Annotated in this window: 13 protein-coding genes; all 13 read left to right on the top strand. The window is 43.0% G+C overall.

The genetic code is table 11. The features are described from left to right. The first annotated feature begins 177 nt into the window (after nucleotides 1-177). The 13 genes from LLF92_11245 (at nucleotide 178) to LLF92_11185 (ending at nucleotide 11,992) form a co-directional block, all read left to right on the top strand. Nucleotides 178-603 (top strand): hypothetical protein, encoded by a 426-nt coding sequence (locus tag LLF92_11245; protein ID MCE5341681.1) that lies wholly within the window; start codon nucleotides 178-180, stop codon nucleotides 601-603. An 891-nt stretch (nucleotides 604-1,494) separates the two neighbouring features. Next, nucleotides 1,495-2,241, top strand: coding sequence for a PEP-CTERM sorting domain-containing protein (locus tag LLF92_11240; GenBank protein MCE5341680.1), 747 nt, complete (start codon nucleotides 1,495-1,497; stop codon nucleotides 2,239-2,241). Nucleotides 2,242-2,356: 115 nt separating this feature from the next. Continuing rightward, nucleotides 2,357-3,127, top strand: coding sequence for a PEP-CTERM sorting domain-containing protein (locus LLF92_11235; protein MCE5341679.1), 771 nt, complete (start codon nucleotides 2,357-2,359; stop codon nucleotides 3,125-3,127). 169 nt (nucleotides 3,128-3,296) lie between these two features. Continuing rightward, a complete protein-coding gene (locus tag LLF92_11230) occupies nucleotides 3,297-4,199 on the top strand; it encodes a PEP-CTERM sorting domain-containing protein (GenBank protein ID MCE5341678.1) in 903 nt (300 codons plus the stop codon). A gap of 165 nt (nucleotides 4,200-4,364) precedes the next feature. Beyond that, the gene (locus LLF92_11225; protein MCE5341677.1) at nucleotides 4,365-5,030 is read left to right on the top strand and encodes a PEP-CTERM sorting domain-containing protein; all 666 of its coding nucleotides are present in this window, start codon (nucleotides 4,365-4,367) and stop codon (nucleotides 5,028-5,030) included. 149 nt (nucleotides 5,031-5,179) lie between these two features. Beyond that, nucleotides 5,180-5,938 (top strand): DUF3494 domain-containing protein, encoded by a 759-nt coding sequence (locus LLF92_11220; protein MCE5341676.1) that lies wholly within the window; start codon nucleotides 5,180-5,182, stop codon nucleotides 5,936-5,938. Nucleotides 5,939-6,330: 392 nt separating this feature from the next. After that, complete coding sequence (locus tag LLF92_11215; GenBank protein ID MCE5341675.1) at nucleotides 6,331-7,014, top strand: PEP-CTERM sorting domain-containing protein; 684 nt, start codon at nucleotides 6,331-6,333, stop codon at nucleotides 7,012-7,014. Between the two features lie 167 nt (nucleotides 7,015-7,181). Continuing rightward, nucleotides 7,182-7,811 (top strand): PEP-CTERM sorting domain-containing protein, encoded by a 630-nt coding sequence (locus tag LLF92_11210; GenBank protein ID MCE5341674.1) that lies wholly within the window; start codon nucleotides 7,182-7,184, stop codon nucleotides 7,809-7,811. Between the two features lie 474 nt (nucleotides 7,812-8,285). Then, nucleotides 8,286-8,597: a ribosome-associated translation inhibitor RaiA gene (gene raiA, locus LLF92_11205; protein ID MCE5341673.1), complete on the top strand. Its 312-nt coding sequence runs from the start codon at nucleotides 8,286-8,288 to the stop codon at nucleotides 8,595-8,597. 35 nt (nucleotides 8,598-8,632) lie between these two features. After that, a complete protein-coding gene (locus tag LLF92_11200) occupies nucleotides 8,633-9,103 on the top strand; it encodes a PTS sugar transporter subunit IIA (protein ID MCE5341672.1) in 471 nt (156 codons plus the stop codon). A 62-nt stretch (nucleotides 9,104-9,165) separates the two neighbouring features. Beyond that, the gene (locus LLF92_11195; GenBank protein ID MCE5341671.1) at nucleotides 9,166-9,462 is read left to right on the top strand and encodes an HPr family phosphocarrier protein; all 297 of its coding nucleotides are present in this window, start codon (nucleotides 9,166-9,168) and stop codon (nucleotides 9,460-9,462) included. Nucleotides 9,463-9,492: 30 nt separating this feature from the next. Further along, nucleotides 9,493-11,229, top strand: a complete 1,737-nt coding sequence (gene ptsP / locus LLF92_11190; GenBank protein MCE5341670.1) for a phosphoenolpyruvate--protein phosphotransferase — start codon at nucleotides 9,493-9,495, stop codon at nucleotides 11,227-11,229. A 61-nt stretch (nucleotides 11,230-11,290) separates the two neighbouring features. Further along, nucleotides 11,291-11,992 carry a TIGR03936 family radical SAM-associated protein gene (locus LLF92_11185; protein MCE5341669.1) on the top strand — a complete coding sequence of 234 codons (702 nt, stop codon included), beginning with the start codon at nucleotides 11,291-11,293 and terminating at the stop codon, nucleotides 11,990-11,992. The last annotated feature ends 7 nt before the right edge of the window (nucleotides 11,993-11,999 follow it).

The following is an 11,999-nucleotide window of genomic DNA, read 5'->3' as shown; positions in this document are numbered from 1 at the left end:
CTGCACGATTTTTAAATTTTTTATGTTTCTAAAAATTATTTTTGCGTAACTCGTTTTCATTTCTTGTGTTGTAAATATTTTTAAATAATTCCAGCTTCTGGCACAGTGTTTGTTTATATATGTAGTAATGAACGGAATTAATAATTGAAAATGAAACAATGGAATAAAGGAAAATAAATGATTTTTATTCCTAAAATTTTGATAACCGGAGTTTGCGAGAAAGCGAATGCGTTGCAGGGTTTGTCAGTTCAGCTGTATATGACTGAAACCGGCAGGGAAGCTATTCGATGTCTCAAAAAGCGAAGGATAGATACGGTAATAAGCAAATGGCAGCTCATTGATATAAAGGATGGCGAATTTCTCAAGGCGGTAATTGAAGCTAAGCCTGGTATTGCGACTATCGCGATGATAAACGCCGGCGATTATGTGCAGGAAGTTGCCGCAAGGAGCATCGGAGTAACAGCGGTATTGCCGGAGAATATTGACGACGACCATTTTCGTAAAACCGTTTGTTTACTAAGTGGTATCTGTGAGATACCTGATGATGATTCAAAAGATTATGAAATTGACGGTGTTAAATACATAGCCGTCAATAATGTATAAAGTAAATAAATGCTCTCATTCTCATTTTCCCAAAGTCGGGTTTAACGGCTGGTGATAGGCAAAAAAGTTAAGCCCGGCGGATGATAACCGCGATGTTAATAAATGTTGTGATGAATATAGATTAAAAAACTAAATAACGCTAACAACTTCTTTACCTCCTTATAGTCGGGTTTGACGGTCAGTGATAGATAGCCAGACCCGGCAGATGACGACCGCAGTGCGGAAGCTGCGATGAATATAGATTTGGAAAACTAACAGAACTAACAACTTCTTCTTAATAGTCGGGTTTAACGGCTGGTGATAGGTAAAAAAGTTAAGCCCGGCGGATGGTAACCGCGATGTTAATAAATGTTGCGATAGTAATACGTGTGGAAATTAAATAACGCTATCAATTTCTTTATCTCCCTAAGTCGGGTTTGACGGTCAGTGATGGATTGCCATACCCGGCTTGCGTAAAATCGCGGCGGCGTAGGAAGCTGCGTTTAATATATAGGGGTCGGCCAAAGATCACTGGCCGTTCTTGGGTCGGCCCCGCTTTTTTGATAGCCACAGAGGTCACCCTCTCTGGTTTTCGCTTTCGAGGTGCAAAAACCCTTAAAAATCGAGGGCTTTCGCTTCGCTTCAGCAGAGAACACAGAGATATGCAATTATACTTCATAGAGTTGGTGCTCTTGGTGGTTGGAAATAGTTAACAAGAACAGCCAGAAACAAATTGCTGAAGAACTTAGCCAGTGAATCAGCGGAAAGGTATGTGCCTATGAAACAGAATTGTCAGTGATAATAGGAGAATCTTTCAATTAAACGGTTTGAGAGATTAAAACTTTGCGGTGAGTATTTCATCGCGAAAAACAAAATATTAATTTAAAATTAAAATTTTAAATGGAGAAAACAATGAAAAAGTTAATTACAGTTTTTGCAATAGTATTAATAGTAAGTGTCATAGCTTCAGCAGCAGATGTAGCAGGTTGGAACGCTTTTGTAATTCGTAATTCAAATAGTGGCGCCATAGCCCCAACAATAGCAGATGTAGCCGATGGTTTTAAACAATTTGATGTTCAGCTTAGTGGCCAAAAAGCTGGATGGGGTACTAACTCAATGAATGAATTAACCATTGGAGATATTGAAGCCGTTAGTATTGAAGGCGTTCCATCAGGAGTTTATGGTCCATATATGAATATTTGGGTTACTGATGGATTAGGTGGATATGCCGTTCTTTCAAATGAGCCAAGTCATACTTTGGAGTGGGGTACTTCTGGGCCGCATAATACAATATGGGACATTTTGCAGGATGCAACAACATGGGTTTATGAGGTCAGCGGTACTCAAGGATTCAAACTACCTAACGGCACAACAACTTATGCAAACCTTCCTGCTGGCACAACAATTCCTCATTTTACGTTCAGTGATTTTGCAGGTTATACAATTGCTACTCCATCAAGCCATTGGGGCGGCGGCGGTGCTCCAGATGATCTGAATGCCGGTACATATACGGCTTATGGTTTCAACTGGATATTCGGCGATACCGATGATAATTATTCAAATATTTATACAGTTAAAAACCCAACTCTTGTTCCTGAACCAACAACAATGGCAATACTTGGTCTTGGTGCGTTGAGTTTAATCAGAAGAAAAAAATAAAAATGTGAAGGATAAGCCGGTATGAGCGTTCATACCGGCTTTTAATAAGAACGGTTTAAAGTGAACAATATTTTATATCTTCACGCCTTCGTGGTGCGAAGAAGGAGAAAACAAAATGAAAAAGTTAATTACAATTTGTTTGGTAACCATTTTAGCAGTCAGCCAATATGGCATGGCAGCAACAGATTTTTTTGCCTCTACCAATGAACTTGGCTATCAAGGTACAATTTGGAACATTACAGATGGAACAGGCACTTCGACAACATCTACACCGCGCAATGCAAACTTATACACATCAATTAATTCTCCGTATGTAGATGCTGGTTACGAAGGGAATTATAATGAACTTTTGAGTAGTTGGTGGGAGCATTCACCCAGCAATCAAAATGATTCCTTTCTTCAGTTGGCTGAAGAAATTACCACTCCAAGCGTAACAAGTGCAGCCGCAAGCTGGGATGCAACAAAAACAATTTTTACCGTTACCGTCAGTGGAACAAATGCTCCTTATCCATGGAGCCGTATGTGGCAGCCGGACAACGGAGTTGCATGGGGTGTAACATTTACAAATTATACATATACATTTACGGCTACTTTTTCAGAAGCAGCTGCTTTAGATGAATACGGCTGGCTTATAAATACCGTATTGCCAGACACTATTGTCGGTTCATTTAGCGGCCAGTTTATTGTTACTGCCGATATAGACAAAAATCCAATAACCGACGGTGATATTTACGGTTTCGATATCGCATTTTCAAAAGCTATGTTTACAACTGACGGCGGCAGTTACGGCGAAATCACACCGGCAAGTTATTTTGCGACCCCCGAACCTGCAACGATGGGTCTGCTTGGATTTGGTGTATTGAGTTTAATCAGAAGAAAAAAATAAAAATGTGAAGGATAAGCCGGCGTGAGCGTTTCATGCCGGCTTTTTAAAACGGCTTAGTGAAAAAATAATAACGAAAATAGCCACGAAGGCTCAAAGGCACAAAGAAAATAATATATTTAAAAACTTAGCGTCTTGGTGTCTTAGTGGCAGAAAAAATGGAGAAAACAAAATGAAAAATTTGTTAACAATTTGTGCAATAATAGGAATGGTTTTGGCAGTTAATGGTTTGGCACAGGCAGCAGAAACCACGTGGGAAGTAGCAACAGTTCAGGGTCTGAACCAATTTTCTATAAGCCCTGACGGTTCGTTACTGCATTATGACCAGCAACCTCGCAATACTAATGAATGGTACTGGTATAATAATAATGGCAGTCCTGCGGGTACTTTGGCCACAGGCGGTTTTCAAACTCCAAATGGTTATCGTGATGGTTCGCGTACATTTGCCACGACAAATGTTGCCGTTGGGCAAACTCTGAATAACATAAAACTTGCATTTGATTATAAAACTGCTCTTGGCTATGTAACCATTAATTACTTTTTAACTGATGGAAACGGCAAATTTGGTATCTTTGCTCCTACGTCATTGGGCATCGCAGGTGTAAGTACAACTCAAGTTGTCGATAGTGAGTGGAGCAGAATTACCCTGGATTTGACCGCAGCCATACCAGACTCAACAAGCGTTGCGATGTATGAACACAATGGACTTGCTGTTGATAAAGTTGAACCATTTACTACGATGCAGTGGGGGGATATAAAAGACCTTACTATTGCCGGTATGTATGATTATCAGCGAAGTCCGTCTCTCGGCTGGGATTACTGGGGCGAAATGTTTGACCAGATTAATACCGCAGGAAATTCCACAATTATCAATGGTTATGGTATGGCGCTGATTTGGGGCGATACAGTCGGAAACACAACTTATGCAACTCAATCCCGTGAAATCAGAAATCTTGTCGTTTCATTCGACGGTACAGATTATACCGGAACATTTGAAAGCGCACAGATTCCCGAACCGGCAACGATGGCTATGCTTGGTCTTGGCGCATTAAGTTTAATTCGCAGAAAGAAATAAAAAGTGAATATGCTTTAAGGATTAGCCGGTACGAAAACCTCGTGCCGGCAGTCCTTCTTGAAACGGCGTAGTGAAAAAATTAAATAATAACAATAGATAGCCACAGAGGGCACAGAGATATATTTAAACTTGGTGTCTTAGTGGTAGAAAAATGGAGAAAACAAAATGAAAAAAGTAATTACGATTTGTGCAGTAGTAGGTTTGATTATGGTTGCATGTGGTATGGTTCAGGCCACGACAGCAACATTTACCGCCGCAGACGTGAAAGCCGCGGTCGGATCTTTAAGTGATTCGAGCAATCAATGGGGATTATGGGCTGTAAGAGCTATACCTGTAATCACAGGCGGCAGTTTCACAATTACAGGCAGCAGCACGAATCAGGCTGGTTGGGGGTCGATTGCTCCGAGTACCTATAGTTGGTCAGGATACGGCACAAACTGCGCATGGTTCTATGATGAGAGTGGTTCTGAGGTATCGGGCAATCCTGCAAATCCGCTTTATGTAGTAATTGACAAACCGGCGGATACATTTACGAGCTATTCTGGCAATACTGTTACCGCAGTAGATAACTCAACTGTTTTTTCATTTAATTTTACGCTGTCTTCTGGAGCTATTTGGAATGGACAGGTGAATTTCTTGGTAGATGGTAGTAAATATACAGCGGGGACTATTTCTTTACCAGGCACATGGGTTGCGGATTTCTTCGGTAACTATGATACCGCAGGTGGGTTGACAGGTAATACTGGAGTGGGCTATACCACTGTTCCCGAACCTGCAACAATGAGTTTGCTCGCTATTGGCGCGTTGAGTTTAATTCGCAGAAAAAAATAAAATAAAAATGGTCAGACTATCGTAAACGAAAGTACTGCCGGTACAAAACATCTCCTTGTGCCGGCCGGTCTTTTGGTAAGTTATAGAAAGAGTGTGATGTGGTATTTGAAAGGAAGAATGTAGTAAATGAAGAAAGATAAGGTGATTGTATGGAAGGTTTTTTTAGGAATTATGGAAAAAGTATTGTAACAGCATTTCTGGTGGTAGCTGTGCTGGCCATAGGTACATCGCCGGCCGAGATAATAGATCTGGGTACGGCGGCTGACTTCGCAGTGCTTGGCGGCAGTGGTGTGACTAATACCGGCACGTCAACTTTTACCGGAGATGTAGGCAGTTGGCCGACACCGGCAATAACCGGAATCACGGCTGAAATGGTCAATGGCATCCTGTACCTTGCCGCTGACCCTGCAACAGACGCTGCCCATACGGATTTGCAAGCTGCATACACCGCAGCGCAAACCGCTGCCGGCGGCGTGGCAGGACCTGCGGACTTGGGCGGAACGACCCTCACTCCGGGAGTGTATGTCTATGCTGCCGCTGCACCCTGGACTGCCGGAAATCTTACGCTGGATGCTTTAGGAGATTCCAGTGCACAGTGGATTTTCCAGATTGGCAGCACCCTGATAACACCTGAAGGCGCAATGGTGTCTTTAGTCAATGGTGCATCGGCCGGCAATGTGTTTTGGCAGGTAGGCAGTTCCGCAACCATTGGCGGTACCAACGCTTTCGTTGGGAACATCCTCGCACAGGCAAGCATTAGCCTGGGTGGTGGTACCCTGAACGGGCGGGCATTGGCCATAGACGGTGCGGTAACGATTAGCGCCGCGGAGACCATAATTATTCCGGAACCGGCAACAATGAGTATTCTTGGTTTTGGTATGTTGAGTTTAATCAGAAGAAAGAAATAGAAAAGTAAATGAATCGCGGATTGCACAGATGACGCGGAAACAAAAAAAATAACCCGTAAAATCTGTGTAATCTGCGAAATCAGTGATGAAATAATTGGTAGGGTGGGCTTTAGCCCGCGCGGTGTTATTCGCAAAAATTATGACGATGCAGTTTAGCGATGGCTGACAATATATACAGAACGGTAAGTGAAAAATAATGTGATTGGATTCAGGAGGAACGATATGGCACAAACAAAAATATGAACAGCTTGAACAGACAACTGTGGGGTGTGCAAAAAGCATCCGGGGTTAGTTTGGTATGGAAGAAAATAATATTTTTTAACGGCTGCTGTAATGCTGAAAATGTGTAGAATTTCAGCGTTAAATCGGCAGCAGGTATAAGGAGAAAACTAATGGAAAAGATTTCGAAAATTGTAATTTGTGTATTAATTATTTGCAGCCTTGCGAATTTTGCTTCTGCAGGAATGTGGTGGACAAGAGGTGTTGCCGGCTCAACATATCAGAAGTGGACGTTCGATGATACTGACAATCCTGCTGCTCCGGAAATTGACCAGAACCCTTATGGCGATGCTTCTGCGGCGATTACTGTTACGGCGGGTACAATTACGACAGTAGGCGAGTGGAGGCCGGACTATCAGGGACGTTCAGGTGTCTGGATTGGAGATACCGCGGTCGTGGATTTAACAATTCCAAACAATCCTATCACAAACGATTACAAGGAAATTTGGATTGAAGTTGGCTGCAGGGGGCATTTTCCTCCGGATGTATTAAATGCTCCGACAAGCGGGTTTGTCCTTGGAACTGGTTATGATGTCTTGGCTCCGACAGGTGTTACTGTAACAGATCTTGGTTTCAACTTTGTTGAATTAAGCGATGGTTGGAGAACACTAACTTTTGGACTGGGAATTTCTCCAAATCCATCTTCAGAAACTATTCGTTTTACACTGCTTAACAGCGGAGCATACGTTGACTATATCGCAGTAGATACGATATGTATTGCAGTTCCAGAACCTGCAACGTTAGCGGTATTGGGATTTGGTGCGATTCTTTCCTTGATTGGCCGTAAAAAAAGATAAAAATATATGACAATATGACCTGCCGGCTCGAAATGTCGGCAGGTCGTCTTCATCATTTCTGATGACATTCTAATTGACGAGTTGACTCCAAAAACTCTTTTAGGGATAATGCCCCTTGCGTTTTAATGGAGAAGGTGTTTTTGTAAACTCATTTGGAAGGAAGAGAGATGAAGAATAAGGTAGTATTAGTGGGGGTAGGGTTGTTGTTGGCATTGTTCAATTCCGCCGCATATTCTGCGTATGTAACTTCGCAAACATGGACTTTTGATGATGCTGACAATCCGGCCTTACCTGAAATTAGTGCAAACCTCTATGGCACAGCCGAGGCGGCTATTACTGTAACCGGCGTAGCGTGCGGTGCCGAACCGGGCTGGTATCCGACTTTTCTTGGCCGAAACGGTGTATGGGCCAGCGAGGAAACAACTGCAACACTGTGGATTCCTAACAGCCAGGTACTTAATCCTTATAAGGATGTATGGCTGACGATGGGATTCAGAGCAGACCTGACGAAAACAGACGCAGAGGTCATTGCTACTGTACCGACCGCGACCAATATTGAAGTATTAGGCTGGACGATTGATCCGACCTACGATCAATGGGGATATACAGATGGTTGGTATGTGCTTAATGCTCACTGGCGTATCTATCCAAATCCGGCATCTGAAACAATTTTTATCAAGATACACGACAGCGGTGCTGATATTGATTACATTACCGTTTCAACGGAATGTATTCCTGAGCCGGCAACCGTTGGACTGTTAACTCTTGGCGTGTTGGGTTTAGTTCGAAGGAAATAAGGCGAGAACATTGACGTTGTCCGGAGAATATATCTCCGGACAACGTTAGGTGTATTTTACACAGCCAATAGGAGGGTACTAGCCGGGCGGGTGTGCTTGGTGCGTTTGCCTTTCCCTTGGTGGTGTATTTGATGTTTACCGCAATAAGGCGATTCTATTTTTCCTCAATTCTATAAGTCTTTACTGTTGACATCTTCAATTCTGCTTAAAAGCCCTATAAAAAGTATGACGATTTTTGTTGACGTATTATATGGCGTAAAGTAAAGTAATTGTTGAATTTATCGATGTTATTTATTACAGTTTAATAGAAAAACAGTTGTAAACGGCTGATGTTAAGCCGAATAAAAGATACTAAAAACAATTATAAGTCAGGGGAAATGCAGGTTTTACAAGAAATTGTATATGCATGTTCAACAGTCTCGTTCTGCGGGATGTCTTCAATTACACAATCATATTGTTTAAGGAGATAGTGATTTGGAAACTAAAATTGTCGGCAAACATATCACAATAACAGATACAATCAAGGGCAGAATCGAAGAAAAAGTTGATGGGCTTTCTAAATTTTACAGCAGTATTCTTACTGTAGAAGTAATAATAGAAGGCGGAAAAGATGGTCAGCAATGCAGTGTGGAAGTAATCGCAAGGGGTAAACATAATCATATATTTATTGGTAAAGAATTAGGACAGGATTTGTATGCCTGTGTAGATGAAGCCGTGAAGAAAGTCGAACGTCAGCTTGTAAAGCAAAAAGAAAAAGAACGTGACAATAAACACGGGCAGCAATAAACAGAAAGGTTTATTGGAAAGATTCAGGAGCAAATATGAAAATTGCAGATGTAATTAGTTCTAAAGCGATAGTTCCAAGACTCGAAGCGGTTAAGCGAGACGATGCGATCAAAGAACTAATAGCAATCCTTGAAAAAACAGGGAAGATTAGTGCAGAAAATTCGGCTGAAATCGCTAAAGCCGTGATTAAACGGGAAAATGAAGCCAGTACCGGCATTGGCAAAGGTGTTGCTGTGCCGCACATTAGGCATAAATTAGTGAAGAAAATTGTCGCCGCTATCGGAATCAGCGCAAGAGGCATAGATTTTTCTTCGCTGGATAAACAGCCGGTATATACGATTATACTGCTGCTTAGCCCAACCGAAGGCGACCAGCATCTTCAGGCGATGGAATCGATATTCGAGCATCTGCAAAACGACAACTTCAGAAAGTTCCTTAGACAATCTGAAACAGTTGACCAGATAAAAGACTTGCTTGTCGAAGCCGACCAGAATCCATCCTGGTAATCGCGCAGAATAAATTGTTATAATAATAGTATTTTACAGATTAAAGGGCAGGAGGCCGAGTATTGGCTGAAAAAGTCAGTATTGAGGTTGAAATAAAGAACGCAAACGGTATGCACATGCGGCCTGCGATGCAGTTCGTGGATACTGCCAGCCGATTTGCGAGCAAGATAAACGTCAGCAATGACAAGATCAATGTTGACGGCAAGAGCATTATGCACATGGCGATGCTGGCTGCTGCTGCGGGGACGAAATTGAAAGTAACCGCTGAAGGAGTTGATGCGCAAGCTGCGACCGATGCGCTGAAAGAGCTTATTGAAGTCAGGATGTTTGACGAGCCTGCATGGCTGCAGAAAGAATAGTAATGCCGGCGGGCTGTCAGAGGTAAGGATATGGAAATTAAAAAAGGTATTGCGGTATCGCCGGGAATTGCGATAGCCAAGTCTCTTGTCATAGATTCGGCGGACTACCGGATTCCGAGAAGGTCTATACTTTCATCCGTCAAAGTTTCTGAAGTCAAGCGAGTCCGCGATGCTTTTAAAAGGGCGATAGCGGAACTTGAGGATATTCATTCCGGCAAAGATTTCGAGAGTGAGAACATCAAAGATATTTTCGCGGTGCACCTGCGTTTTCTCAAGGATAAAAATCTTCGCAAAAAAATCACCGACCTGGTTTATAATGAGCTTTTGACCGCTGAATACGCCATTTCCACGACTTTACGCGAAGTCGCCAATCATTTCGCAAGCGTTCCGGATAAATACATCAGTGAACGTGCCGCCGATATATATGATATTGAGAAACGTCTGTTGCGGCAGCTTTTGGGCGAAAAAAAACAGGATGTTGCGCACATAAGCGATGAGGTTGTAATTGTCGCGCACGAACTTAGTCCCACGCAAACGGCAGGCTTTGATAAAAAATATATCAAGGGATTTGCGACCAATGCAGGCGGAAGGACAAGTCATACTGCAATTGTTGCGCGTTCTATGGGCATCCCGGCTGTTGTCGGTCTTGAGGACGTAACAAGCAATCTTGCGCCGATGGCGACGGTTATTATCGATGGCAATCGTGGCGTTGTCATTATTGACCCGGACGAGACAACGCTCAAGCAATACAGGGAACTGGCCGCTGAGTTTGAAAGGCTCGAACGTGAACTTGATGCGCTGCGCGATATGGACGCGATTACTCGCGACGGCGTTATGGTCGAGTTGTACGGAAACATTGAGTTTCCAAATGAAGCCGAGATGGTGTTCGACAAGGGCGGACATGGAATCGGGCTTTACAGAACCGAATTTCTTTATCTTTACAGCGAAATGGAGCCTACCGAGGAAGACCATTATAATGCATATAAAGAGGTTTTGCGCGTAACCGGCAATATGCCTGTGATTATCAGGACAATGGATTTGGGCGCGGATAAATTTACGCAAAACAAGAGATTCACACGCGAATCGAATCCGTTTCTTGGCTTGCGGTCGATAAGGTTCTGTTTGCAGAATCTTGTACTGTTCAAGACGCAGCTTCGCGCGATTCTGCGGGCTTCTGTCGAGGGCAATATCCGCATAATGTTCCCGCTGGTCAGCAGTCTGCACGAATTACGGCAGGCGAAAATGATTTTGCGTGATGTGATGGAAGACCTCGACGAGGATAATATAAAATACAATCCGAATGTGCCGGTCGGTATAATGATTGAAACGCCCTCGGCCGCATTGACAGCGTCGATTCTTGCCGGCGAAAGCGATTTCTTCAGTATCGGCACAAACGATTTGATTCAATATACGCTTGCGGTTGACAGAGGAAATGAAAGAGTTTCGACTTTGTATTCCGGTGCCGACCCTGCGGTTATAAAACTTCTGCGAAGCATAATTCACGATGCCAGCAAAGCGAAAATAAACGTCAGCATTTGTGGCGAAATGGCTTCCGACCCGGAATATATTATGATGCTGCTGGGACTTGGATACCGTACATTTTCGCTTGCTCCGCCGATGATACCTGAAATTAAAAAGCTCGTCAGGTCTGTTACGATAGAATCGTGCAACGCAATCGCCAGAAAAGTTCTGATGATGAACTCGGAAAGAGAAGTAATTAATTATCTCCGCAGTGCAGCGATGAAAGTATTGCCGGAAGTATTTTAAGTAAAATAAAAAATAAAATATTAAAAATCAAAATTGTGGAATCCGCTGAAGCGGATATATTTTGCAAGATACAAAAACAAAGCAGAAATTTGGAGATTTGAAGATAGAACAGAGTGTTCAAACACTGGCAGGAAGATACAGAATACAGGGAAATGTCAGATTTTTATCGCACCAGGAGTCATTTAGGGCTGTTGGAAGAACGCTGATTCGCAGCGGTCTGAATCTGATTTACAGCCAGGGATACAATCCGCGTCTTAAAATGTCTTTGCCTTTGCCCAAAAGCGTCGGGCTGGAATCGGAAGATGAACTTTTCTATGCGCAAATAGCGGCTGATGGTGCGTCAGAAAAGGAGATTTATAAAAATATTACCGCAAATTTGCCGGAAGGTTTTACGCTGATTGATTTGGCGATCCACAGCGGCAGGGTGAGTTTCAGACCTCTCGAAGCGGAATACGAAGTACAGATGAGCGGACAGGAAATTGAAAACGTTTCGGCGGCGATTGATAAACTTAACGATCAAATCGCCTCCCATGAAAAAATATTAATTGAAAGAACAGTTGACGAAAATGGAAACTCCCGGACAGTGGATGTCGGGCAGTTTTTCAAATCGTTCGAGAAAACGCAGCAGGCGGTTAAGGTTGTTTGTCTTATCACCGACAGGGGAACTGTACGGCCCGATGAGATAATCAAACTGCTGGGGCTTGGAGCCGAAAGGCTGGGCATCTCGACGACTCGAAAGAGGGTCAACTGGCAAATGTATTAAGGACAGC

This window comes from Planctomycetaceae bacterium, assembly GCA_021371795.1.
Lineage (GTDB): Bacteria > Planctomycetota > Phycisphaerae > Sedimentisphaerales > UBA12454 > UBA12454.
The sequence above is the reverse complement of the archived record's forward strand: the minus strand, read 5'-3'. Positions and strand labels throughout refer to the sequence as shown.

Excerpts from the sequence above, each read along its gene's own strand:
- LLF92_11230 (MCE5341678.1), top strand. The coding sequence starts at position 3,297 with ATGAAAAATTTGTTAACAATTTGTGCAATAATAGGAATGGTTTTGGCA.
- LLF92_11245 (MCE5341681.1), top strand. The coding sequence starts at position 178 with ATGATTTTTATTCCTAAAATTTTGATAACCGGAGTTTGCGAGAAAGCG.
- LLF92_11215 (MCE5341675.1), top strand. The coding sequence starts at position 6,331 with ATGGAAAAGATTTCGAAAATTGTAATTTGTGTATTAATTATTTGCAGC.
- LLF92_11220 (MCE5341676.1), top strand. The coding sequence starts at position 5,180 with ATGGAAGGTTTTTTTAGGAATTATGGAAAAAGTATTGTAACAGCATTT.
- LLF92_11210 (MCE5341674.1), top strand. The coding sequence starts at position 7,182 with ATGAAGAATAAGGTAGTATTAGTGGGGGTAGGGTTGTTGTTGGCATTG.
- LLF92_11235 (MCE5341679.1), top strand. The coding sequence starts at position 2,357 with ATGAAAAAGTTAATTACAATTTGTTTGGTAACCATTTTAGCAGTCAGC.
- LLF92_11200 (MCE5341672.1), top strand. The coding sequence starts at position 8,633 with ATGAAAATTGCAGATGTAATTAGTTCTAAAGCGATAGTTCCAAGACTC.
- LLF92_11225 (MCE5341677.1), top strand. The coding sequence starts at position 4,365 with ATGAAAAAAGTAATTACGATTTGTGCAGTAGTAGGTTTGATTATGGTT.
- ptsP (MCE5341670.1), top strand. The coding sequence starts at position 9,493 with ATGGAAATTAAAAAAGGTATTGCGGTATCGCCGGGAATTGCGATAGCC.
- LLF92_11240 (MCE5341680.1), top strand. The coding sequence starts at position 1,495 with ATGAAAAAGTTAATTACAGTTTTTGCAATAGTATTAATAGTAAGTGTC.